General features: G+C 68.0%; 23 protein-coding genes and 1 tRNA gene. 17 read left to right on the forward strand and 7 right to left on the reverse strand.

Annotated elements, in window-relative coordinates; translation table 11 throughout:
• The first annotated feature begins 19 nt into the window (after window positions 1–19).
• The 9 genes from NE358_RS05715 to NE358_RS05755 all read left to right on the forward strand — a co-directional run bounded on the left by NE358_RS05715 (window position 20) and on the right by NE358_RS05755 (window position 7,931).
• Complete coding sequence (locus NE358_RS05715) at window positions 20–922, forward strand: ParA family protein (RefSeq protein WP_056227506.1); 903 nt, start codon at window positions 20–22, stop codon at window positions 920–922.
• Entirely contained in the window at window positions 906–1,769 is an 864-nt protein-coding gene (locus NE358_RS05720; RefSeq protein ID WP_103210513.1) for a segregation and condensation protein A, read from the forward strand. Before NE358_RS05715 ends, NE358_RS05720 begins: the two co-directional genes overlap by 17 nt.
• A complete protein-coding gene (scpB, locus tag NE358_RS05725; RefSeq protein ID WP_396652077.1) occupies window positions 1,759–2,379 on the forward strand; it encodes an SMC-Scp complex subunit ScpB in 621 nt (206 codons plus the stop codon). The genes NE358_RS05720 and scpB overlap by 11 nt, the downstream gene beginning before the upstream one ends.
• On the forward strand, window positions 2,376–3,182 hold the full coding sequence (locus NE358_RS05730; protein WP_103210516.1) for a pseudouridine synthase: 807 nt from the start codon (window positions 2,376–2,378) through the stop codon (window positions 3,180–3,182). The genes scpB and NE358_RS05730 overlap by 4 nt, the downstream gene beginning before the upstream one ends.
• A 52-nt stretch (window positions 3,183–3,234) precedes the next feature.
• The gene (locus NE358_RS05735) at window positions 3,235–4,368 is read left to right on the forward strand and encodes a prephenate dehydrogenase (protein WP_116238365.1); all 1,134 of its coding nucleotides are present in this window, start codon (window positions 3,235–3,237) and stop codon (window positions 4,366–4,368) included.
• Entirely contained in the window at window positions 4,361–5,104 is a 744-nt protein-coding gene (cmk, locus tag NE358_RS05740) for a (d)CMP kinase (protein WP_289942281.1), read from the forward strand. The genes NE358_RS05735 and cmk overlap by 8 nt, the downstream gene beginning before the upstream one ends.
• A complete protein-coding gene (gene der / locus NE358_RS05745) occupies window positions 5,094–6,617 on the forward strand; it encodes a ribosome biogenesis GTPase Der (protein ID WP_056227518.1) in 1,524 nt (507 codons plus the stop codon). Before cmk ends, der begins: the two co-directional genes overlap by 11 nt.
• Window positions 6,618–6,943: 326 nt before the next feature.
• Entirely contained in the window at window positions 6,944–7,381 is a 438-nt protein-coding gene (locus NE358_RS05750; RefSeq protein WP_289942283.1) for a DUF805 domain-containing protein, read from the forward strand.
• A 103-nt stretch (window positions 7,382–7,484) separates the two neighbouring features.
• Window positions 7,485–7,931 carry a DUF805 domain-containing protein gene (locus tag NE358_RS05755; RefSeq protein ID WP_103210522.1) on the forward strand — a complete coding sequence of 149 codons (447 nt, stop codon included), beginning with the start codon at window positions 7,485–7,487 and terminating at the stop codon, window positions 7,929–7,931.
• A 161-nt stretch (window positions 7,932–8,092) separates the two neighbouring features.
• Here the strand turns inward: NE358_RS05755 and NE358_RS05760 are convergent, their stop codons facing one another.
• Window positions 8,093–8,506, reverse strand: a complete 414-nt coding sequence (locus NE358_RS05760) for a GNAT family N-acetyltransferase (RefSeq protein WP_289942285.1) — start codon at window positions 8,504–8,506, stop codon at window positions 8,093–8,095.
• Between the two features lie 164 nt (window positions 8,507–8,670).
• Here NE358_RS05760 and NE358_RS05765 point away from each other — a divergent pair, with 164 nt between their 5' ends.
• Window positions 8,671–9,573: an NUDIX domain-containing protein gene (locus NE358_RS05765; protein WP_289942286.1), complete on the forward strand. Its 903-nt coding sequence runs from the start codon at window positions 8,671–8,673 to the stop codon at window positions 9,571–9,573.
• A 250-nt stretch (window positions 9,574–9,823) separates the two neighbouring features.
• Here the strand turns inward: NE358_RS05765 and NE358_RS05770 are convergent, their stop codons facing one another.
• Both NE358_RS05770 and NE358_RS05775 read right to left on the reverse strand, forming a co-directional pair.
• Window positions 9,824–10,198, reverse strand: coding sequence for an RNA-binding S4 domain-containing protein (locus NE358_RS05770; protein WP_289942287.1), 375 nt, complete (start codon window positions 10,196–10,198; stop codon window positions 9,824–9,826).
• Window positions 10,199–10,240: 42 nt separating this feature from the next.
• Window positions 10,241–10,819: a GNAT family N-acetyltransferase gene (locus NE358_RS05775; protein ID WP_289942290.1), complete on the reverse strand. Its 579-nt coding sequence runs from the start codon at window positions 10,817–10,819 to the stop codon at window positions 10,241–10,243.
• Between the two features lie 123 nt (window positions 10,820–10,942).
• Here NE358_RS05775 and NE358_RS05780 point away from each other — a divergent pair.
• Both NE358_RS05780 and NE358_RS05785 read left to right on the forward strand, forming a co-directional pair.
• Window positions 10,943–11,019, forward strand: a tRNA-Pro gene (locus NE358_RS05780).
• A gap of 456 nt (window positions 11,020–11,475) precedes the next feature.
• Window positions 11,476–11,796: an RNA polymerase sigma factor gene (locus NE358_RS05785; RefSeq protein WP_289942292.1), complete on the forward strand. Its 321-nt coding sequence runs from the start codon at window positions 11,476–11,478 to the stop codon at window positions 11,794–11,796.
• 407 nt (window positions 11,797–12,203) lie between these two features.
• Here the strand turns inward: NE358_RS05785 and NE358_RS05790 are convergent, their stop codons facing one another.
• Window positions 12,204–14,903, reverse strand: coding sequence for a carbohydrate-binding protein (locus NE358_RS05790; protein ID WP_116238867.1), 2,700 nt, complete (start codon window positions 14,901–14,903; stop codon window positions 12,204–12,206).
• 145 nt (window positions 14,904–15,048) lie between these two features.
• On the opposite strand from NE358_RS05790, the gene NE358_RS05795 reads away from it, so the two are divergent.
• Genes NE358_RS05795 through NE358_RS05815 form a run of 5 tightly spaced genes read left to right on the forward strand, consistent with a single transcriptional unit; the run spans window position 15,049 to window position 21,494 of the window.
• Window positions 15,049–17,235, forward strand: a complete 2,187-nt coding sequence (locus NE358_RS05795; RefSeq protein ID WP_289942296.1) for a glycoside hydrolase family 36 protein — start codon at window positions 15,049–15,051, stop codon at window positions 17,233–17,235.
• Window positions 17,232–18,551: an ABC transporter substrate-binding protein gene (locus NE358_RS05800; RefSeq protein WP_116238357.1), complete on the forward strand. Its 1,320-nt coding sequence runs from the start codon at window positions 17,232–17,234 to the stop codon at window positions 18,549–18,551. The genes NE358_RS05795 and NE358_RS05800 overlap by 4 nt, the downstream gene beginning before the upstream one ends.
• Before the next feature lie 56 nt (window positions 18,552–18,607).
• Window positions 18,608–19,546, forward strand: a complete 939-nt coding sequence (locus NE358_RS05805; protein WP_181904529.1) for a carbohydrate ABC transporter permease — start codon at window positions 18,608–18,610, stop codon at window positions 19,544–19,546.
• Window positions 19,543–20,418 carry a carbohydrate ABC transporter permease gene (locus tag NE358_RS05810; RefSeq protein ID WP_258873295.1) on the forward strand — a complete coding sequence of 292 codons (876 nt, stop codon included), beginning with the start codon at window positions 19,543–19,545 and terminating at the stop codon, window positions 20,416–20,418. Before NE358_RS05805 ends, NE358_RS05810 begins: the two co-directional genes overlap by 4 nt.
• Entirely contained in the window at window positions 20,415–21,494 is a 1,080-nt protein-coding gene (locus NE358_RS05815; RefSeq protein WP_258873294.1) for a LacI family DNA-binding transcriptional regulator, read from the forward strand. The genes NE358_RS05810 and NE358_RS05815 overlap by 4 nt, the downstream gene beginning before the upstream one ends.
• A 671-nt stretch (window positions 21,495–22,165) precedes the next feature.
• On the opposite strand, the gene NE358_RS05820 is transcribed toward NE358_RS05815, so the two are convergent.
• The 3 genes from NE358_RS05820 to NE358_RS05830 form a co-directional block, all read right to left on the reverse strand.
• Window positions 22,166–22,624, reverse strand: a complete 459-nt coding sequence (locus tag NE358_RS05820) for a hypothetical protein (protein WP_103210536.1) — start codon at window positions 22,622–22,624, stop codon at window positions 22,166–22,168.
• An 83-nt stretch (window positions 22,625–22,707) separates the two neighbouring features.
• Window positions 22,708–22,872, reverse strand: coding sequence for a hypothetical protein (locus tag NE358_RS05825; RefSeq protein ID WP_170210598.1), 165 nt, complete (start codon window positions 22,870–22,872; stop codon window positions 22,708–22,710).
• Window positions 22,873–23,015: 143 nt separating this feature from the next.
• Entirely contained in the window at window positions 23,016–23,381 is a 366-nt protein-coding gene (locus NE358_RS05830; protein WP_289942307.1) for a hypothetical protein, read from the reverse strand.
• Window positions 23,382–23,706: the final 325 nt, after the last annotated feature.

Here is a 23,706-nt window from a genome sequence, read left to right on the forward strand (position 1 = left end):
GGCTAGACTCGGGGACGTTATGACGAAGGCGGGAGACTCGGTGTCGGCGAGCACAAAGGGCCAGAAGACGGGCGCAGACGAGGTCATCCTCGGACCCACCGGTCGCCCCTACCAGGGGTTCCCCACCCCGAAGCCGCTCGACAGCCACGGCCCCGCGCGCATCATCGCCCTCTGCAACCAGAAGGGCGGCGTCGGCAAGACGACCACCACCATCAACCTCGCGGCCTCTCTCGCCGGGTACGGCCGTCGCGTGCTCGCGATCGACTTCGACCCGCAGGGTGCGCTGTCGGCGGGACTCGGCATCCAGACGCACGACGTGCCGACCATCTACGACCTGTTGCTCGACACCAAGCGCGACCCGCGCGAGGTCATCGTCTCGACCCGCGTCGAGGGTCTCGACATCCTCCCCGCGAACATCGACCTGTCGGCGGCCGAGGTGCACCTGGTCAACGAGGTCGCGCGCGAGACGATCCTCGCCCGGGTGCTCCGCAAGGTCGCGGCCGACTACGACGTGATCCTCATCGACTGCCAGCCTTCGCTCGGTCTGCTGACCGTCAACGCGTTGACCGCCGCGCACGGGGTGCTGATCCCGCTCGAGTGCGAGTTCTTCGCGCTGCGCGGTGTGGCCCTGCTGGTGGAGACGATCGACAAGGTGCGCGACCGCCTCAACCCGGCGATCGAGCTCGACGGCGTCCTCGCCACGATGTACGACCCCCGCACGCTGCACTCGCGCGAGGTGCTCGAGCGCGTGGTCGAGGCGTTCGGAGACGACGTGCTCGAGACGGTCATCGGTCGCACGGTCAAGTTCCCGGATGCCTCGGTCTCGGGCATGCCGATCACGGAGTTCGCGCCCGAGCACGCCGCCGCCCAGGCCTACCTGCGGCTCGCGCGGGAGCTGGTCGCCCGTGGCGCCGTCGCCTGACGACACCCCCGCCGGTGCCGCTCTCGCGGTGCCATCGGTCCCCGAGCTCGGCGAAGGACCCGACGCCCCCGGCTTCCGCGTCACCCTTCCCGACTTCGACGGTCCTTTCGACCTCCTCCTCACCCTCATCTCGCGCGCCGAGCTCGACATCACCGAGGTCGCGCTGAGCCGCGTCACCGACGAGTTCATCGCGTACCTGCGCGCGATGGGCCCGGAGAGCGACCTCGACGAGGCGTCCGAGTTCCTCGTCGTCGCCGCGACCCTTCTCGATATGAAGATCGCCGGCCTCCTCCCGCAGGGAGAGCTGGTCGATGCCGAGTCGGTCGCGCTCCTCGAAGCACGAGACCTGCTGTTCGCCCGCCTGCTGCAGTACCGAGCGTTCAAGGAGGTGTCGGCTTGGTTCGCACGCTGCCTCCAGCGCGAGGACAGACGGCACACGCGCAACGTGCGGCTCGATGAGAAGTACCGCAGCGCGGTTCCCGAGCTGAAGTGGACGTTGAGCGCCGACGACTTCGCCGCGCTGGCGGTCGTCGCCTTCGCGCCCAAGCAGATCCCCACCGTGGGTCTCGACCACCTGCACGCGCCGCTCGTGAGCATCCGCGAGCAGGCCGCGATCGTGGTGACCCTGCTGCGGTCCGCGGGAACCCTGAACTTCCGCGACCTCGTCGCCGGCGTGACCGAGACCGGGGTCGTCGTCGCGCGGTTCCTGTCGATCCTCGAGCTCTACCGCCACGCGGCGCTGTCGTTCGAGCAGCTCGAACCGCTGGGAGAGCTGACGCTCCGCTGGACCGCCGAGAGGTGGTCGGAAGAGAACCTCGCCGCCCTGGGAGCCGATTATGACCGATGACGCCACGCCGCACCGCATGACGGAGGCGGCTCCTCCCGTGCGCCCGAGCGACCCGGCATCCGTCGCTCGTCGCCTCGAGGCGATCCTGCTGGTCCTCGACGAGCCGCAGAGCCTCGTGAGCCTCGCCGCCGCCGTCGGGGCGCCCGTTCCGGCCGTCCGCCAGGCTGTCGAGGCCCTCGTCGCCGACTACGACGGCGAGACAGGTGGACCGGTGCGCGGCTTCGAGCTGCGCGAGGTCGGCGGCGGCTGGCGCCTCTACGTGCGCGAAGAGTACGACGACGTGGTCGGCGAGTTCGTGAACACCCAGGCGCCCTCACGACTCTCCCAGGCGGCGCTCGAGACCCTGGCGGTCATCGCGTACAAGCAGCCCGTCACGCGCGGACAGGTGGCATCCATCCGGGCCGTGAACGTCGACTCGGTGGTCCGCACGCTGCTGTCGCGCGGACTCATCACGGAGGTCTTCACCGACTCCGACACGGGCGCCATCCATTACGGGACGACCGACCAGTTGCTGGTCAACCTCGGCATCAACTCGCTCGACGAGCTGCCGCACATCTCGCCGTTGCTCGACGACGGCTCGGACGGATTCGACGGAGAGGTATTGAAATGAGCGACGATTCGACAGGCTCGGCGGCCGAGGGCTCGGGCTCCGCGAGCGATGACGGGATCCGCCTGCAGAAGGTGCTGGCGAACAGGGGAGTGGCGTCGCGCCGCGTCGCCGAGCAGATGATCGTCGAGGGACGCGTGCGCGTGAACGGGCTCGTCGTCACCGAGCTCGGCCGTCGCATCCACCCCGAGACCGACCTCGTCGACGTGGACGGCACGGCCATCCAGCTCGATGAGTCCAAGCGTTACGTCATCCTCAACAAGCCCACCGGTGTCGTCAGCTCGATGAGCGACGATCGCGGCCGCCCCGACCTGCGCCAGTACGCGAAAGACTGGGACGAGCGGCTGTACAACGTCGGACGACTGGATGCCGACACGAGCGGCCTTCTCGTCCTCACCAACGACGGCGACCTCGCGCACGTGCTCGCGCACCCGTCGTTCGGGGTGACCAAGGTGTACATCGCGAAGGTCGAGGGGCAGGTGCTTCCCCAGACGATCCAGCGCCTCATCCGAGGTGTCGACCTCGAAGACGGGCGGATCGCAGCCGACAAGGCGCGGTTGCTCGACGCCTCCCGCGGCGAGAGTCTGGTCGAGCTGACCCTGCACTCCGGCAAGAACCGGATCGTCCGCCGCATGATGGCGGAGGTCGGTCACCCGGTCGTCGAGCTGGTCCGGCGTCAGTTCGGGCCGCTTCACCTGGGAACTCTCCCGGTGGGCAAGGCCCGCGAGTTGACTACAGTAGAACGCGGTGCCCTGCTCACGCTGTCCCGCCAGGACGACAGTACTCCGGCCGATCCGGCGGAGTGAGCCTCTCGGGCGCTTCGCGGTGCCAGCGGCGCCGCCCAGGGTAGGAGACCCGATGAGCCAAGTCAACGGAACGTCCGCGCGCGCGGCCGGGCCCTTGGCGACCCGTACGAGCGGCACCGTCCGCGTCGTCGGCTCGGGCCTGCTCGGGGCCAGCGTCGGTCACGCGCTCACCGCGCTCGGCGTCGACGTCGTGCTCGTCGACGCGTCTCCCTCACAGCTGCGCCTCGCGATCGACTACGGCGCCGGCCGCGCCGAGCGTCTCGACGACCGTCCCTCACTGATCGTGGTGGCCGTGCCGCCCGACGTCACGGCCGACGTCGTGCAGCGCGAGCTGGAGAGATTCCCGGATGCCGTCGTCACCGACGTCGCGAGCGTGAAGCTCGAGCCGCTGCGCACCCTGCGGGAACGCGGCGTCGACCTCACGCACTACATCGGCTCGCACCCCATGGCCGGTCGTGAGCGCGGGGGAGCCATCTCGGCCCGCGCCGACATCTTCGTCGGGCGCCCGTGGGTGGTGTGCCGCGACGGCGAGACCTCTGCGCACGATCTCTCGCTCGTCGAGGGGCTCGCCCTCGATCTCGGCGCGACCCTCATCGAGATGACGCCCGAAGAGCACGACGAGTCGGTCGCACTCATGTCGCACGTACCGCAGCTCGTGGCGAGTCTTCTCGCCGGGCGCTTCGTCGAGGCCCCCGACGGGTCGCTACGGCTCGCGGGCCAGGGCGTGCGCGATACGACGCGCATCGCGGCATCCGCCCCCGAACTGTGGGTGCAGATCCTCGGGGCGAACGCGGCACCCGTCGTCGCGGTGCTCGATCAGCTCGCCGCCGACCTCGCCGACGTCGCCGAGGCGCTGCGCGACCCCGAGGTGCCCGGCGCGCGGCGCGCGGTGGCCGACACCATCCGCCGCGGCAACGAGGGTGTGGAGCGTCTGCCCGGCAAGCACGGCCAGAACCGCCGTTTCGATACGTTCGTCGTTATGGTCGACGACACCTCCGGCCAGCTGGGGCGCCTGTTCGGCGAGCTCGGCGATCTCGACGTCAACGTCGAAGACCTACGCCTCGAGCACTCGCCCGGAGCCCCGTTCGGCTTGGCCGAGATCAGCGTCGTCCCCGACGCGGTCCGCCGCGCCGTCGACGGCCTCCAGCAGCGCGGTTGGCGGATTGCGAGCACCACCCATGACTGAGCCCACCCCCGCCCTCTTCCGGCCCGGCCTGGCCGCGCCCGCCGAGGGCTCGGCATCCGCCCCCGTCGTCGTCGCGATCGACGGCCCCGCCGGAAGCGGCAAGTCGAGCGTGTCGAAGGCCGCCGCCGCCCGCCTCGGGTACGGCTTCCTCGACACCGGCGCCGCCTACCGCGCCCTCGCGTGGCACGCCCTCGCTCACGAGGCCGACACCTCCGACGCGACGGCGGTGCTCGAGGTCTTCGGCGACTTCGAGTACGCCATCTCGCTCGACCCGACCGACCGCTGGGTGCGCGTCGGTGGCACCGACGTCACCGCGGCGATCCGCGAACCCCGGGTGACCGATGCCGTCAGCGGAGTGGCCCGCGTCGCTCCCGTGCGCCATGCGGTGAACGAGCTGTTCCGCCGGCTCGTGGCATCCGCGGTTCTTCCGGGCGTCGTGGTCGAAGGCCGCGACATCACCACGGTCGTGTTCCCCGACGCGCCCGTGCGCATCCTCTTGACCGCGGCCCCCGAGGTGCGCGCCGCGCGCCGCAGTGCGGAGTTGACGGATCAGGATGCCGCCAAGGTCGCCGCAGCCCTCCACCAGCGCGACGCCGCCGATTCCACGGTCGTCGACTTCCTCACCGCCGCCCCCGGCGTGCAGGTCGTCGATTCGACCCACCTCGATTTCGAACAGACCGTCGACGCCGTGCTGAGCGTCGTCGACAACACGATGGGAGCCCGCGATGGGCGTTGAAGACGAGTACGAAGGCGGGCCCGACCAGCTCGCCGAGAAGATGGAGCAGCTCGACGAGGTGCTCGCCGAACAGCGGGCCGAAGCGCTGCGCGCGGGCCTCGAGGACTTCGACCTCGACGAGGAGGACGCGGCTCTTCTCGCGGGTCTCGCCTCGGGTGAGGGAGCGATCGAGTTCCTGCCGGCGCTGCCGGTGGTCGCGATCGTCGGTCGGCCGAACGTGGGCAAGTCCGCGCTGGTGAACCGCATCCTCGGCCGCCGCGAGGCCGTCGTCGAAGACACCCCCGGCGTCACGCGCGACCGCGTCACCTACAAGGCGGAGTGGCTCGACCGCCGCTTCTCGCTGGTCGACACCGGCGGCTGGGAGCCCGACGCGAAGGGCATCGACCGCTCGGTCGCAGCGCAAGCCGAGGTCGCGATCGATCTCGCCGACATCGTGCTGTTCGTGGTGGATGCCACGGTGGGGGCGACCTCGACCGACGAGCACGTCGTGAAGCTGCTGCGCAAGAGCGGCAAGCCGGTGTTCCTCATCGCGAACAAGGTCGATGACGCCCGCCACGAGCCCGAGGCCGCTGCCCTGTGGAACCTCGGACTCGGCGAGCCGCACCCCGTCTCGGCGATCCACGGCCGCGGCGTGGCCGATCTGCTCGACGAGATCATGAAGGTGCTGCCCGACGTGTCGGCGGTCGCCAAGTACGAGATCGGCGGACCGCGCCGCGTGGCGATCCTCGGTCGCCCGAACGTCGGCAAGTCGTCGCTCCTCAACAAGGCGGCCGGCGAAGAGCGCGTCGTCGTCAACGAGCTCGCCGGCACGACCCGCGACCCGGTCGACGAGGTCGTGGAGCTCGGTGGCAAGCTCTGGACGCTGGTGGACACCGCCGGCATCCGTCGCCGCGTGCACCTGTCGCAGGGCGCCGACTTCTACGCGTCACTGCGCACCTCGACGGCGCTGGAGAAGTCCGAGGTCGCGGTCGTCGTCATCGACGTCTCGCAGCCCATCAGCGTGCAGGACCTCAACATCATCGACCTCGTGCTCGAGTCGGGTCGCGCGCTCGTGCTGGCGTTCAACAAGTGGGACCGCCTCAACGACGACGACATGGAGAACCAGGATCGTCGCCGCTACCTGGAGCGCGAGATCGAGCAGGACCTGGCGCACGTCGCGTGGGCTCCGCGCGTGAACATCTCGGCTCGCACCGGTCGTCACCTCGACAAGCTCGTGCCCGCTCTCGAGCAGGCGCTCGAGTCGTGGGACACCCGCATCCCGACCGGCAAGTTCAATGCGTTCCTGTCGGAGCTCGTCGCCGAGCACCCGCACCCGCTGCGCGGAGGAAAGCAGCCGCGCATCCTGTTCGGCACGCAGGCGGCCACGCGTCCGCCGACCTTCGTGCTGTTCACGACCGGGTTCCTCGACCCGGGCTACCGCCGGTTCATCCAGCGGCGCCTGCGCGAGATCTACGGCTTCGAGGGCACGCCGATCGTGCTCAACATGCGCATCCGCGAGAAGCGCCAGCGCTGAGTCGCGCAGCGAGCGCCCCGGTCCCCGTGTGGGGGTCGGGGCGCTTTCGCGCGCTGAACATGCGCCTCGCGCCCACGGCGGTGGGGCGGCGGCGTGTGCGCTCTGCGTCTGCGGGCCCGGATCTCGCGCGAGACGGCACGTCGCTGACGAGTCGGTCGCAGGCTGACGCGGGTGTGTCAGCGAGATGTCGTCTCGCGCGCGGTGGGTGCCGTCACGTACGGACGGGCACGAGCGCAAGCGGGGTCGGGCCGGACCGGGCGGTCGATAGAGTGCTCTCGCGACGGCGACGCCGTGGCATCCGCCCTCTGTCGACGCCGGGAGACCCCATGACCGCCGCCGCCCCGACGCTCGACCAGCCCTACTACGGCGCGCCGCTGGGCGCTGCGGTGCGCCGCATCTTCGCGAAGTACGCCACCTTGCGTGGGCGCGCGAGCCGCAGCGAATACTGGTGGTGGGTGGTGACCGCCGCCGTCGTGGGCACGGTGCTGAACGCGCTGCCCACGCTGACCGATGGCATCCGCATCGAAGCCGACGGCTCGACGACCATCACCGGACCGCTCGGGGTGATCCTCGGGGCGATCTGGCTCGTGTGGGCTCTCGTCACCATCGTCCCGACGTTCGCCGTGCTCGTGCGACGCCTGCACGACACCGATCGGAGCGGGTTCTGGGTGCTGATCGGGGTGGTGCCGCTCATCGGCGTCCTGGTTCTCTTCGTCTTCACGCTCCAGGGGCCGCGGCCGGAGGGCGCGCGCTTCGACGAGTGAATGTCGACGCATTACACGACGAGAGCTGCGGAATCGGTACAGTTCATGCGCACCGACATCCATGCCGGTGCGCATTACTCGCCAATGTGTCAGGGGGACACTCATGTCGTACTCGCAGAACACCGTCGCGCTGGATCAGCCGTACTACGGCGCGCCGCTGGGGGCAGCCGTCCAGCGCTTCTTTAAGAAGTACGCCACTTTCACCGGTCGGGCCAGCCGGAGCGAATTCTGGTGGTGGGTCCTGGTCAATGTCGTGGTCGTCGGCGTGCTGAACATCCTCTCTGCCGTCACGGGCGGCGCCGGTGGCGTCGATGAGTACGGAATGCCCACCGGCCCCTCGGGCCTCGGCGTGGTGTTCCTCGTCCTCACGGCCCTCTGGAGCCTCGCCGTGCTCGTCCCGGGCATCGCGTTGACGGTGCGTCGTCTGCACGACACGAACAAGAGCGGCTTCTGGATCTTCATCGCCCTCGTGCCCGTGATCGGGCCGATCGTCCTGCTCGTGTTCGAGCTGCTCCCGTCCGACCCGGCGGGCGTGCGATTCGACGCGTGATCCGCCGACGAGCGCCCCGGCCCGATGGGGCGGGGCGCTCGTCGTCCCGGATGCCGTGACTCCGACGCTCCACTCGCGCTCGGGCCTCAGCGGTGGGGGATGACGGACGGTGACCGACGTGTCAGCGGGATGCGGTGGCGTCGGCGGGGGCATCCGGTGTCTCAGAGGGGCGCCGCGGGGCGGACGAGAGCCGTCTGATCGGGCTCGGCGAAACCGAACCGACGGTAGAGGCCGTGCGCGTCGCTCGTGAAGAGAGTCCAGCGGAAGTGAGGACCCGGACCCTCGTCGATCATCAGCGAGACCAGGCCCTTGCCGAGGCCGTGGCCGCGGTGCGCGGCGACGACGAAGACGTCGGCCAGGTAGGCGAATCCGACGCCGTCGGAGATCGCCCGCGCGAAGCCCACCAACGCGCCCGTCTCTCGGTGGTACGCGGCGACGACACGCCAGGCGTTGTCGAGCTGGGCTTCGACGTCGGCGCGGGTGCGCCAGCGACCCCAGTACGCCTCGGTGCTCAGCCATTGCCAGACCGCGTCGCGGTCGATCCGGTCGGGGTCGTCGTCGAATTCGTACTCCATGCGACGATTGTGGCAACTCGAGGCGGTTCCGACTTCCCCGCGGTCGAGGAGCGGCGGTCATATTGCGATTCTCGGCGCGAACTGTGCGGCGGCGCGGGTGATCTCATGGCGTCTCGTGACGCTGGACGGGGACCGTCGGTCGTGTGTGTGCCAGGCTGGAGCCGATGACGATCGAGCCCCCTGCCCCCGGCGAGCCGCGGCGTCCGCACGGACCCCGCGACCCCGGCGACGCCTGGGTCGTCGCGCCCACGGGCGAGAAGTACTGGGGGCGTTTCGGTGCCGCGGGGCTGCTCGCCCTCGACCCCGAGCGCGGCGTGCTGCTGCAGCATCGCGTCTCGTGGAGCCATTTCGGCAACACGTGGGCACTGCCGGGGGGAGCGCGGCACGAGGGCGAGTCCGCTCGCGACGGCGCGCTGCGCGAATCGGGCGAGGAGGCCGGAGTGCCGGCGTCTGCCGTGCGGGCGCGCTTCGAGAGCGTGCTCGACCTCGGCATCTGGTCGTATTCGACCCTGGTGGCTGACGTCACGACGCCGTTCGAGCCCGTGATCAGCGATCCCGAGAGCGTCGCCCTGGAGTGGGTCGCTGTCGACGAGGTCGATTCCCTCCCGTTGCACCCCGGATTCGCGGCCTCGTGGCCGGCCCTGCGCGAGGCACTGGCCGTGCGCCCGGCGATCGTCGTCGACGTCGCCAACGTCATGGGCTCTGTTCCCGACGGGTGGTGGAAAGACCGCGCCGGCGCGGCGACCCGCCTGGTCGCGAAGGTCTCGCGGCTGACGGAGCGGGGACTGGATGCCGAGGCGCTCGGGCTTTCCGCGACGCGCTGGTTCCCGTCGGTCACGGCGGTGCTGGAGGGTCAGGCGCGGTCCGCCGAGCCCGTGGCACCTGCCATCGAGGTGCGGCATGCGCCGGGTGACGGCGACGACGAGATCGTCGCCGCCGTGCGCGACATCGCGGGGGCGTTTCGTCCCGTGGTCGTCGTGACGAGTGACCGCGAGCTGGCGGTACGCGTCGAGGAGCTCGGGGCGAGCGTGCAAGGTACGCGCTGGCTGTTGGATCAGCTGGACTGACGGCGGAGTCTTCGGCCCCGGAAGTCGTGCGTGAACCGAGGGACCGGCGGTGTCGCTCGATGAGTGATTCGCGCGAGGTCGGTGATTCGCGCGCGGTCAGTCTGCTGGCGGGGGATGCCGCTGAGGTTGTGCGGATTGCGGACGTTGCGCGGGCGGTGATCCGCGTGAAGTCAGTTACTCGCGCGATGTCAGTCGGCGGGTGGGGGATGCGACTGAGGTCGTGCGGATCGCCGAGTGTGTGACGCGACGGTCAGTGGCCGCGGAGCTTCTCGATGTCGCGGCGATCGCGCTTGGTGGGGCGTCCGGCACCGCGATCGCGTACCGGCACGAACGGCATGCTTTCTTTCGAGGGCGGTGGGGGAGTGCGGTCGTCGACGGACTCGGCGACGAGGGCCGCCCCGACACGCTTCGCGATCGTCTTCTTCACGACAAGAATCCGGTCGAAGCCCTGGATCCGCACGCGCAGTTCGTCGCCCGGACGTACGGGCTGCGCCGCTTTGGCGCGTTCCCCGTTGACCCGAACGTGCCCCGCGCGGCACGCGGTGGTCGCCGCGGACCGGGTCTTGTAGACGCGCACCGCCCAGAGCCACGCGTCGACGCGGGCGGTGGTCGTGGCATCCGTCATGTCGGGTCTTTCGTCGGTGAACCTCCATCGTAGGTCGGGCGGTCAGTCGTGGAGAGTCAGCGCGACGAGCGCGCGGTCGGGTTTGGGGCGATCGACGACGTCGAAACCCGCCTGCTCGAACATCGACACCGTGCCGCGATAGAGCTGGTTGGCCGAGCGTTTCGTGACGGTGGGATCGAGGGGATACGCCTCGACGACACGGGCACCGGCCGTGCGGGCGGTGGAGACCGCGGCATCCAGGAGCTTCTTCATCAAGCCGGTGCCGCGGTGCGCCGTGCGGACCACGAAGCACGAGACCGACCAGACGTCGTCGGCGTCGAGGGGCTCCTCTGTCGCGGTCGTGACGTCGCGGGTGCGGAGGAGGCGGGCCTGGTCGACGCGGGGGCCGACGCGCACCCAGCCCGCGGGTTCGCCGTCGACGTAGGCGATGAGCCCCGGCGAGCGATCACCGTGCATCTCGGCATGAAAGCGCGTGGTGAGGTCGTCGCGCGAGCTCTGCTGGAACTCCGCGTTCGTGAGCAGCCACCACTGGCACTGGCACCCGGGACCGTCTCCGCTGTCGAGCGCCGTCTCGGCGTCGTCGAAGCGGTCGCCGGTGGCGGGGAGGATCTCGATCGTCATGACCGAGACCGTAGCGAGGGGTCCCGACGTCGACAAGGGAGTGCGCACACGCCCGGGGTGGCCGTTGGTTCGCGGGGGAGTCGGCGAGGGGCTAATATAGGGGAGTTGCCCGCTCGCGGGTAACGGGATGTGGCGCAGCTTGGTAGCGCACTTGACTGGGGGTCAAGGGGTCGCAGGTTCAAATCCTGTCATCCCGACCAATTGATAGTTACTCAAACCATTGGACAAGTTGTCCTTCTGGTTGGTCGACGAGGAAGAGCCTTCCGCGGATACGCGGGAGGCTCTTTCGTTTGTGCTGGAGTTTGCTTGCCAGTTGTGTAGCGCTTAGTTGACGTCGGTCCTGATCGGACGAATCGACACGGTCGTTGGATTCTTGCAGCGGCGGAAGGACGGCCGGAAGTTCAGCGTGCAAAGCTCCTACCGAACGTTCCACTTCAACTGACCGTTGGCTCCGGTGGACTCAGGCCCCCGAGCCGGTTTGCTCGGCGGACGACGGGTCACGGCTTAGACGAGTTGTGAATCGGCGAATGCCGTTTCGTCGACGTACCAACGCGCCGCTAACTCCCCGGCGGTCTGTCCCGACTACTTTGTGAAGCGACGACCATCGGCGCTGATGGAGGGTGACGAGATGAGTGCACGAGGCGAAGGGCCGGTCCGTGGCTGATCCCTCCTACGACTGGGCGGCTCTGTATCAGAAGCATCGCGACGCGATGTGCGGGGTCGCCTACGAAGTGCTGCGCGGGAGTGGGCGTTGGGATCTGGCCGCCGATGCGGTCCAGGAGGCGATGGTGTCGCTCATGAAGGCGCCTCCGACGGAGCCTCCACGTAGTTGGGAAGCGTTGCTGGTGGCCACGTCGAAGCGACGGGCGCTCGACATCGTGCGATCCGCCGCGGTCGTGCGGGGTGTGGAGTACACCGAAGAGTGCGTGCCCGGAGTGGCGGCGCCAGATGAAGACCGTCAACGGCGCGACCGGTAAGTATCTCCGCACCGATCGGGACGACACGACCCGCAACAACCTGGACGACCTCCCGGACCTGTGACGGTAGCGCCGAACAGGTGAAGGACCGCCCCGTCTATACAGGTGCGGTCCTTCACCTGTTTGACGGCCGAACGGCAACGTTACGCGGTCTTTGCCTTCGTCGGCTCACGCAGCACGACACCAGCCCTCAGGATGGCTGTGTTGCCTCCGCGTTTACGTGCAAGTACCCGGCACCCTCGCGACCGCCAGAAGCCTCTAGACCGTCTGGCGCGGCCCCCACCGCAACTGCTGCCGACCGCCCCATGCGCACGCCGGTCTTCGCACCTTCGCCTCACAGCCCCTCCAGCGCAAAGCGCGGCTCTCGCATCTTCGTAGATGCGAGAGCCGCGCTCATGGGGGCGACGTCAGCTGATCTTTACTGTCGTCGGCTGCCCAAGACGTGCCGGGGCGATGACGACGTAATCGATGTCGGGGGCCCACGGTCCGTCGTTGCCGAGGATGATGGCCCCGTTTGTCGACGTCAGCGTGACCGGGATTGTGCGCTCCCAGAAGCTGTTCCACGCATATGTGTAGCGGAAGTAGCCTTCGCCGACCCGGCCCTTTCCGGCCTCCGTCACCTGGAGCCGACGGTCCACCACCTGCGGGTTGTAGTCGTGGCGACCTGACACCTCGGCGTTGGCATACTTCACCACGATGTTGAAGTCGCCTGCGGTGTTGAACCCATCGCTGCGCGCAATACTCAACGTGTTGCCGGTGCCGTTGCCGAGGTTTCCGACGAACTGGCCGCCTGACACGTTTGTGCCCGACGCCGCGTCGTACGTCCCGATCCGGGCACCGCCCGCCCGCGTACCCGACTCAGCTTCGACCTTGATCGCCGCCGAATCCGCGGAGGCCACGCGGGTCGTGGTCACCGCCGTCAGAGCGATACCCGCCTGCGAGCGCACCTCGATCTCGTTGATGCCCTCCGACATGTGCAGCCGCGCCGTGGTCGACCACGTTCCGGCCGCGTTCGCCGTGCCCGTCGCCGCGCGCCGGCCGTTGAGATCGACCGCGACATCAGACGCGCCCGTCGTGCGATAGTCGACCTTGACGTCGTAGTAGCCCGACTGGAAGGCCGTGGCGTACACGTCGGCGCGTCCGTCCGCACCGACGCGCGCCGCGCCGCGGCTACCCGACACGTCGTAAGCGAGAGCGGCCGAGCCGGCCAGGCGGATCGTGGATGCCGGGTAGACCGTCGCCTCACCGTCGGTGACATCAGTGAGCACGAACTTGTCGAGTGTGATGTCGGAGTTCGGCAAGACGCTTGACCCGTCGGCGCTCGCCCGCAGTGACAGCGTGTGCGTACCCTTCGTCAGCGCGATCTGCACCTCGGCGCTGCCGCGGTACTTCCACCGGCTGTTGTCGTTCAGCGCAAGGTCGGCGGTGTACTGCACGGTGGTGCGGTTAACCCCATCGACGAAGAGCGCGTGACGGCCCGGGGTCCCCGGCGTGGCGCCAATCACCTGGAAGCGGTATGTGCCGTCACGCGGGACGGTCACGCTCCAGTCCGCCTTCGCGGATGCGTTGTTGAACGAGCCCACGTCACGGCCGTGCGAGGCCAGGAACATCCACCCGCCGTTGCCGGTCGGAGACTGGTCGTAGACGCGCGCGCCCGTGATCGCGGTGTTCTCGGCCTCGATCGAGGTCGACCACACCTGCGCGGTCGACGGCACGGCATCTCGTTGCGGCGTCACGACCACCTGGTATCCGGCGTACCGGTCGTAGTTGGGCACACTGACCTGCAAGGAGCCGTTGCTCACGGCCACTCCCGAGAGTCTGGCGACCACGCGCGGCGTCGCTGCGAGGCCCTCGGCGCCGGAGAGCGGCGCCTCCCGGACCTCGACGTCTACACGCGAACCAAAGGTGGACGAGCTCAGTCCGTTGAGTGCCAGCGACACGGTGTCGGCGCCGGAGCCGCCGTAGAGAACGGTCGCCTTCTTATCCGTCGTGTCGATCGCACCGATGCCCTGCAGGGTGTCGGCGACGTTCAGCTGGGGAGGAGTGACCTTCACGGTCTTGCTACCGGCGAGATCTCCGTACCACTTGAACATCCACCAGCCGGCGTTGGCCCCGTTGGGGCGGGCGGAGTTGTCGGAGAAGTTGCCCGCGTAGTTCCAGTAGGCGGTCTGCGCGTCGACCTTGGTGTCTTCGAACATCGAGAACCACTGGATCAGCTGCCCCGGTACGCCCATGTCGCGCAGGAGGCCGTACTCGGTGATGTTGATCTGGCGCGGGCTGATGCCGCGCTCGGCTTCGAGCTTGCGGTACTCGTTGTAGTGCGAGCGGTAGGTGGCCAGGTTGTCGATGCCGAGTTCGTGCCAGATCATGAATTCGGGCAAGGTATTGGTCTGCTTGGCATAGTCCAGCCAGACGGCGGTCCGGTCGGCGCGCCACGCGGCATCGCCCGGGCCACCGATAACGGGCGTCAGCCCGTGGCGAGCATAAACCTGACGGATCTTGTCGACGGCCGCTTTCCAGTCGGGCAAAAACTGCTGATTGAAGAAGTCCCAGTTGGCGTACCAGTTGCCGGCGTCGGGCTCGTTGAAGGGGATGAAGACGTACTTGTCGGGGTACGCCGATTTCGTTGCGACGGCCTCAGTGACGAACTCCACCACTTCGAGGTAATCCCAGATGCCGTTGGGCTGGTTCGTGTAGGTGCCATCGGCCTGGTTGTAGGTGCGATCGTCGCCGGGGCGGTTCCCGCCGTTGTACGCCCAGTCGGGGTAGTAGTCCTGCACGTAGATGTCGAGCTGGGTACCGTTCTTCGAGAAGAATCCCTTCTCGATCTTCAAGGCATCGCCACTGGGGTGCTGCGTCCCGTAGGGCGCCTTCTGTGAGGTGTTGGTGATGTGGGCGCCGTTGATCAGCGCCTGTGTGGGGGCTCCGTCGTCACCCAGGCCGTACAGGGTGCCGGACGCGCCGCCGCGGAAGTCGCCGGTCGTGGCGGCGAAGTCAACGGACAGATTATCGGTTGTTGCAGCCGTCGCCGGGGGCGCGGCGGCCGCGAGTGTGCCGAGTGCGAGGGCTCCGGCTGCACCCGCTGCAATCCATCGGGGGTGTCTCATCGGGGTCATGTCTCCATCGATCAGAGGGCGCGGCGTTGCGCCCGGGAGCAATGTAACCGGAGTTTGATAGCGATTTCAAGAGAGAGTTGATAACGCTTTCACAATGGGCTAGCGTCCTCGACAGTTCGACACGACGGAGAGACGAATGACGACGATGCAGCCCGTGACCACCGGCGCGGCTCCCACCTCCACCCTGGACTGGGGCAACGACCTGGTGACGTTGACGTTCGGGTGGGATGCCGAGAAACCCGTCGCGTGCACCGCCGTCGAAGTCTCCGGGCACACGAGGACCGTGCACCGCGTGCCGTTCGTCGAGGTGCTCACCGCCGACGCCGGCCACCGCCCCGCGTCGGGACGCCTCGCCCACACCGAGCACGGAGCCCGCATGCGCTACGTGGCGCACGACGAGAGCGTCGAGAACGACCTGCACACCCTGGCGATCCTGCAGCGCTCGGGCGATCTCGAGGCGCGCATCGAGCTGACCGCCCACGCCGGCGTGGCGGCCGTGACAAGCCGGGTCGTCGTCGGAAACGTCGGCGAGGGGCGCATCGTCCTACGCGCCGTGGCATCCTGGGTCAGCGGGTTCACCGACCAGGGCAGTGAGGGCGACGCGCTCTCTGAGTGGGAGCGCCTCACAGGCGTCAGCGACTGGCTCGGCGAAGGACGCTGGTCCCGCACGCCCCTGCGCGGCCCCGACTTCGTCCCCCTCGCCGAGCACTTGACCGGACACAACCCCCGCGGCAGCCTCGCGGCCGTCTCCACGGGCACATGGTCCACCGCGCACGAGCTTCCCACCGGCATCCTCGAGTCCCGCGCGGCGCACCTCGCACTGGCGTGGCAGATCGAGCACAACGGCGCTTGGCGATGGGAGATCGGCGAAGACACCGCCGGCGGCTACCTCGCCCTCTCGGGCCCGACCGACGCCGACGCAGGGTGGTCGCACGTTCTCGCTCCCGCCGACCGTTTCGAGAGCGTCCCCGCAACAGTGGCCTTCGGCTCCGCGGCTCCCGCCGCCGCCGACGCGCTGACCGATCACCGACGTGCCAGTCGGCGCCCACACCCCGACAACGCGGCGATGCCCGTCATCTTCAACGACTACATGAACACACTCGACGGCGACCCGACCACCGAGAAGCTGCTTCCGCTCATCACAGCCGCAGCCGAGGTCGGCGCCGAGGTGTTCTGCATCGACGCCGGCTGGTACGACGACTCGGGCCACTGGTGGGACACGGTGGGTGAGTGGCTGCCCTCCACCACGCGCTTCCCCGGGGGTCTCGGCGAGGTGATCGACGCCATCCACGCCGCGGGCATGGTGTCAGGGCTCTGGCTCGAACCGGAGGTCGTCGGCATCCGGAGCCCGCTCGCCGAGCGTCTCCCCGCAGAGGCTTTCCTGCAGCGCAACGGCGAGCGTGTCGTGGAGCACGACCGGTTCCACCTCGACCTCCGCCACCCCGCGGCCCGCGCGCACCTCGACGCGGTCGTCGATCGGCTGATCGCAGACTTCGGCGTCGGCTTCTTCAAGATGGACTACAACATCAACCCTGGCCCCGGCACCGACCACGACGCCGACAGCGTGGGCGACGGACTGCTCAAGCACAACCGCGCCGTCCTCGACTGGCTCGACGGGGTACTGGATCGGCATCCCGCGCTGATCATCGAAAACTGCAGCTCGGGCGCGATGCGCATGGACTACGCGATGCTGTCGCGCCTGGCGATGCAGTCGACCTCCGACCAGCAAGACTTCCGCAAGTACCCCGCGATCGCGGTGAGCTCACCCCTGTCGATCCTTCCCGAGCAGGCCGCGAGCTGGGCATATCCGCAGCCGGAGATGGATGCCGAGGAGTCGGCGTTCTGCCTCGTCACGGGTCTGCTCGGACGCTTCTACGTCTCGGGGCATCTGAACCGCATGGATGCCGCGCAACGCGAGCGCGTCGCGACCGCCATCACCGTCGCGAAGGACCTGCGCATCGAGATAGCTGCGTCCCACCCGCACTGGCCCCTCGGCTTGCCGCGCTGGGACGACCCGTGGCTCGCCCTCGGGCTGCGCGGAGCGGACGGCGACCTCGTCTCCCTTTGGCGCCGCGGCGGCACCGCGGACGTCACGCTGAACTTCCCTCACCTCGTCGGCGCATCCGTCGAGGTGACCCCGGTCTTCCCCCTGGACCTCCCCTCTTGGCACACCGACTGGGATGCCACGACGGGAACCCTCCACGTGCACGGCGTCGACACCCGACTCGCCGCGCGCACCCTGCGTCTGACGACACGGCCCGCCGCGTCGATACCGACGCCAGCACCAGGTCACACTGATCACACCGAAGGAGCAATTCAATGAAGAAGCGGTTCATCGCCGCCGCGGCGCTCACCACCGTCGCGGCCATCGCCCTCGCCGGCTGCTCGGACCCCGGCGCTGGAGGAGGCGCCGCGGCCGGGCCCGCCGACTGGCCCGCGCAGGACACCAAGCTCGACGGCACCACGCTGACGATCTGGGCCGCGCAGAACTCGAACAAGATCCCGGACAGTGTCGTCAAGGGATTCGAGGCGGCCACCGGCGCCACCGTCGACGTCGTGACTATTCCCGACCCGTACGAGCAAAGCGTGCAGACCAAGGTCGCCACGGGAGACAAGCCCGATCTGGCGTTCTGGCAGCCCACCGCGTCGCAGCTGACGGCTCTGAATGCGTCGACCAACCTGCAGCCGCTCGATGGTGCGCCCTTCATCGACAAGTACACGCCGGAGCTGAAGGACATCACCGGCATCCTCGACGACACCCGCTACGCAGCGCTCATCACAACGCCGGCCGTGGAAGGCGTGTACTACAACAAGGAGGTGTTCGCGAAGGCGGGCATCACCCAGACGCCCGGCAACTGGGACGAGTTCCTCGCCGACGCACGCCAGCTGAAGGCCGCGGGCGTCACGCCGTTCTTCGACTTCGGCGGCGGCACGCCGTGGGCCACGCAGTGGTGGGTGCAGGTGCAGCTCGCCGACGCCGCCAAGGAAGGCCTGTGGGAGCGCGTGAACGAGAACAAGGAGAAGTTCACAGACCCGACGATCCAGGGCGCCATCGACACCTACCAGGGTCTGATCCAGGAGGGGCTGTTCAACAGCAACCTCAAGACCGCCACGTTCGAGGACCAGGGCCCGGCCCTGCTGTCGGGCGAGGCCGCCATGGCCGTCCAGGTGAACTCGTTCTTCGGCCAGCTGCAGTCGCTCGCCGACACGTCGGAGCTCAACCAGAAGATCGGCTTCTTCCCCATCTCCCCTACCGGCAACGTCGGCACCTTCATCCCCGACCAGGCGAACGCTCTCGTGGCCTTCAAGACGGGGGATGCCAAGCGCGAGGCCGCTGCGCGTCAGCTTCTGTCGTACTGGCTCGGTGACGGGTACCCGGACTTCGTCACCACTCAGAAGACGGTGTCGCTGCAGGCAGAGGTCGCGTCCTCGTCGGAGGTCCCGCAGGCGCTGCTCGACGTGAGCAAGTCTCTGGGCGGCTCCGTCGGCTCGATGCAGGCGCTCGCGGTCGCGAATCCCGACCTGTACCTCAATCTCGGCGACATGATCCAGGGCACCAAGACGCCCGTTCAGGTAGCCGAAGCCACCCAGGCGCAGTTCGCTGAACTCGCCAAGGCCATCGGAACACCCGGCTTCTGACCCACCCGGGGCGCCGGAACCCGATCCGGCGCCCCCTTCCCCGGGAGGAACCCCTCATGACTTCGACCCTCGAGCGTCCTCGTACGGTGACGCCGCCGCCACGGTCGGCCAGGATCGCCCCGCGAGGGCGACACGCAAAGGACCATCCCCTGTGGTTCCTCATCCCGGCACTCGCGGTGCTGGTTGTGTTCTTCGCCATTCCCACCGTCTTTAACTTCGTTTACGCCTTTACGAACTGGTCGAGCTTCAAGAGCTCGATCGACTTCATCGGCCCCGGCAACTTCGTCTCGCTGTTCTCGAACGGCTCCCTCGTGAACGCCCTCACGGTGACCCTCGTCTACGCCGTGCTCGTCGCGATCTTCCAGAACCTCTTCGGCCTCGCGCTCGCACTCCTCCTCGAATGCGACACCCGCGTAAACCGGACGCTGCGCGTCGCCTTCTTCGTGCCCGTGATCATGTCGGCCCTTGCCGTCGGCTACATTTTTCAGGCCATGCTCAAGCCGGACGGCGCCCTCAACGGCATCCTGAGCACCCTCACCGGGCAGAACATCGACATCGCGTGGCTCGGCAGTACGACGTGGACGATCGTCGTCGTCGCCCTGATCCACGCCTGGAAGTGGATGGGCCTGTCGATGCTCATCTACCTCGCGGGACTCAAGACCATCAGCGACGACGTCATCGAGGCCGCGCGTCTGGACGGCGCCGGGTGGTGGACGACCTTCCGCTCGATCCGTTTCCCGCTGCTCGCTCCCGCGGTGACCTTTAACGTCGCGACCGCTCTGCTGGGCTCGATGAACGGATTCGACATCGTGCAGGCGACCACCGCCGGAGGCCCCGGCGGCACCACCGAACTGCTGAACATCTTTATCTTCCGGACCTTCGGCCAAGGCCTGTTCGCACAGGCGACGACGATGAGCCTCGTGCTCTTCCTCGTCGTCGCGGTCCTCGCCTTCCCCGTCATCCGGGTTCTGCGCAAGCGGGAGGACGTGCTGTGAGCCAGACGATGACCATCACCACCGGGCGCACGCGCCGAGAACCGCGCCGACGACGCCCCTTCGCCCGCGTCGCGCAGCCTGTGGCCGCGATCATCGTCGCCGTCGCGCTGCTGGGCATCCCGTTCCTGCTCACGGTGCTCACGGCGTCTAAGACGCAGGCCGAGGCGTTTGTGCCCACTTTGGCGCTGCCGTCGGAGTGGCACCTCCTCGACAACTTCGCCACCGTGATCGGCGACGGTCGCATGCTCGCGGCCTTCGGCGGGAGCGTCCTGGTGATGGTGCCAGCCGTGCTGGGCGTGCTGATCCTGGGCTCGATGGCGGCCTGGATCCTCGGTCGCCGGAAGTCGAAGGGGTTGGCCTTCGTCTACGCCGTCGCTATCAGCGGGATCGTGCTGCCTCCGGCGGTCGTCACGATCGTGCTGCTGCTGCGTCAGCTCGGTCTCGCGGGTACCGCGATCGGCATGATCGGGGTGTACATGGGCATGTACATATCGACGGTGATCTTCTTCGTCACCGGGTTCGTCCGCACCATTCCGCTCGAGCTGGAGGAGGCGGCTCGGGTGGACGGCGCGTCGCCCGTGAAGGTGTTCGTGAAGATCATCCTGCCCCTGCTCATGCCGGTGCTGGCGACGGCGACGATCCTCATCTGCCTCTACATCTGGAACGACGTGTTCTACGCGCTGTTCGTCGTGGGGGGTCGACTCGACACGCTTCCGCTGAACCTGTACCAGGTAGCGAGCGCGGGTCTGTACCTTCAGAACTGGCACCTCATCTTCGCGTACATCATTCTGATGAGCCTGCCCCTGCTGATCACCTTCATGGTGGCCCAGCGCAAGATCATCTCAGGCATCACCAGCGGCGCCGTCAAATGACCATCGCCGCGTCCCAAGGACGGAGCACGATGGAGAACCCCCGCACCAAGCCGGCGACGATCGCCGACGTGGCCGCTCGGGCGGGGGTCTCGGTTCCGACGGTGTCGCGCGTGCTCACCGGCGCCGCAAAGGTGAGTGCGGGCAGGCGCGAGGCGGTGGAGGCGGCGATCGCGGCGCTGGACTTCCGGCCGAGCGCTGCGGCGCGCGTCCTCGCCTCGCGCAAGGCCCAGGTGATCGCTGTCATCGCCGGTGACACCTCGCAGTACGGCTACGCCGAGACCATCCGAGGCATCGAGGAGGCCGCCCGCGCCGAGGACTACACGGTCATGATCACCGTGGTCGAGAGCACCGACGAGGCCGAGATCGACCGCGCGATTGCCGCGACGCTCGCGCAGCCGCTCGCGGGGGTCTGCGTGTTGAAGTTCGACCCGCCCGGAGTGGCCGCGCTGCACCGAATCCCATCTGCCCTGCCGGTCGTGGCACTGTCGGGTGTTCGGGAGCCTGGACTGCGTCAGGCAGTCCTCGACGAGGCTCGGGCGGCAGAAGAGCTCACCGATCATCTCCTCGACTTGGGTCACGCCACCGTCCACCACGTGCGCGTGCCCCCCTCGCGCCGCGAGGACGGACGGACTACCGGCTGGAGACGCGCTCTTAAGCGCCGCGGTGCGGCCATGCCGCCGTTAGCCGACGCCACATGGGATCCGCGGTCCGGCATCGAAATCGGACGGAAGCTTGCAGACGACCCAACAGTGACCGCCGTATTTTGTGGCAATGACGAGATCGCTATGGGTGTGATTCGCGGAATCGTCGCATCTGGTCGCCGCGTTCCCGACGACATCTCCGTCGCGGGCTTCGACGACCATCCTCTGGCGGCGCTCTGGACGCCCGCGCTTACCACCGTGGACCAGGACTTTGCTGGCCTCGGCCGGCGCGGTCTGCAATTGCTGCTCAACGAGATCGCGGGCGAGACCGGGCGCCGCTTCTCTTCAGAGCGACCGCAACTTGTCGTGCGCGAGAGCACTGCGCCACCTCCGCCCAGCGCTGCGATGAGGCGCATTTCCTCGTTCCTGGGATAAAGCGTCAGGCCGCGACGTCCCACTCTGCCCGGTAGGCGGCGGACGCAGAGCGCAGGAACGCGATGCGACCGGGGGCGAGAGCCTAGCGATGGGTGATGCCGCGAGTAGGCCTGCCCCAACCCCGTTTCGCCGACGGCCTTCCTCTCGTCGGCGAGTGTTACTAGAGCTTCCCTTTCGAGAGGCGTGCAAAGGGGTGTCAGGCGCGTCCCAGCAGCTCGCGTAGACGGCGGGAGCCTTTGCCTGATACGCCTTGTGACATGACGTAAGACGCGGCCGCATCGGCATCCAGTCGGCTATCTCGGACGTGCTGCAAGAGGAGGTTCCGGGCATGTTGCTTCTCATGCGAGCCGCTCCAGCCGTTGTTGCCGCCGAAGAAGACAGCGCGGTCAAGATCACATCAACGCGCTGATTGTCGCTCAAACGGTTCCAGCCACGCTTCACGCGCGGTTGCAACTCGCGCCCACAACTCCCGATGCAGTCGGAAACCTGGCGGAGTTGCGCCGCCGTAACCGAGGTCGTCGATTTGTTGGAACAGAGGTAGACAATGTCGACCGAGAGGACTGTTTGCGAAACGGCCCGGTGTTGTCGTGGCGATCATGTTCTCTCAGAACTCGCGGTCTCGAAGCCGTTCCCCCTCGAGCGGCGGGATCACCTGTGCGGGGTCTTCGAGGTCAGCCGGCGTCGCCGGAACGCTGGAACCGAATGCGTCCTGCGCGTGCTGCGACGGCATCGATGCGGGTGCCCTCCGCGCCGGCTGCGTCCTCGACGAGCTTGCGTGCCGTGGCTTGTTCTTCGCGAATGTGCGAGGTGATCAATGCGAATTGATCGGCGAGGACGGTTGCCAGTCCCGTCTCGAGCTGTTCGAGGGTCGTATTGCGGATCTCGAGGCGCCGGTCGGAGACGCGCACGGTCACGGACGGGTATCCGGCGGTGGCCAGCGCCTGCTGCGTCGCTGCGGAATGGATCGCCACCACCTCTTCCGGGAGGGGGCGGCGAGAGAACACCGCGTCGACCTGGTAGGTGTCGGGAGTTTCGGGGGTGCCCAGGGTTCGAGGAAGCGAGCCCGCCAACACCGTCGTGAGACCGAGCAGATCCGAGCGATCGGAGGCGGGCGAAGGGGAACTGGTCATATGATCTCGACTTTTCGGCAGGCGTCGCAGAGCGAACTGAACGCGAGGGTCCCCCGTCGAAATGGCTCGAACGAAGGCTGGTTCTAGGAGGCGCGCCGACGTGTCCGAGATCGGATCACGCCGAACAGGAACGTGCCGACGAACAGGATGATGCCGATGATTGCGAGCCAGAGCAGCCCCTGGAAGGCGAATCCCACGACTGTCAGCACCGCCCACACGGCGAGCAGAATTACGAGAGTGCGCCACATATCGCCGACTCTACGCTCATTATTTTTTCTCGTCATTTTCTTTTTACGGGCATTTTGTGAAATCGAATAGTTCACCGATTAGCGCGCCGCACTTCGCGGGGAGCCGGTGATTCCACGGTCGACGGATGATGTCGGGTGCACATTCACAGCCCGTAGTAGTCTTCGTCGTCCCACGACGTGACGGGGGCCGGGTCCCAGGTTTCGAGTGACGAGGGCGCGATGGTGATCGCCGTTCGTGGGTAGGACGCCTGCATCCGCATCATGGTGACCTGATCGGAGAAGTCGGGCACCTCGCCGACCCAGGCGAGGGGCACACTCAGCATCGCGGGCGATGGGCCGACGGTCATCCACGCGGTTTCCTGGCCGCCACCGTCGCCCTCGACGACGATGGGCACCTCAACCCGCTGAGGAACGCCGGTCGCGGCGATCCCCACGACGAGGTGAAGGAGCGCGTCGGCGACTTCGTCGGTGGTGACGAACCGTCCACCCGCGTAGCTGACCTGTCGCATCTTCCCCAGTGTGCGCCCCGTCTTGCGGGGGCAGACGGTTTCGGGGGGTGGGTTGCTTATCGTCGCAACTTGCTTCATGGTTCCGAACCGTTCAGGCGGGCGGCTCGAAAGCACGTGCCGTCGAGGTCGTCGATGACACGCGCCACCTGATCGGCGCCTCGGACGCATCGAAAAGAACGTTCTGTGTCCTGAGGCTGGCAATTGTCTGAGCAGAATGTGCGCGCGGGGCGGCGAATATGCGGATTTCCGCCGATTCCGGCGTCGGCGTATACGTCGTGGCGCATACCGCCCCCGTAGCGTGGCCCTCACGTCGTCGGCATCCGCT

It is taken from the genome of Sphingomonas sp. G5, assembly GCF_052660795.1.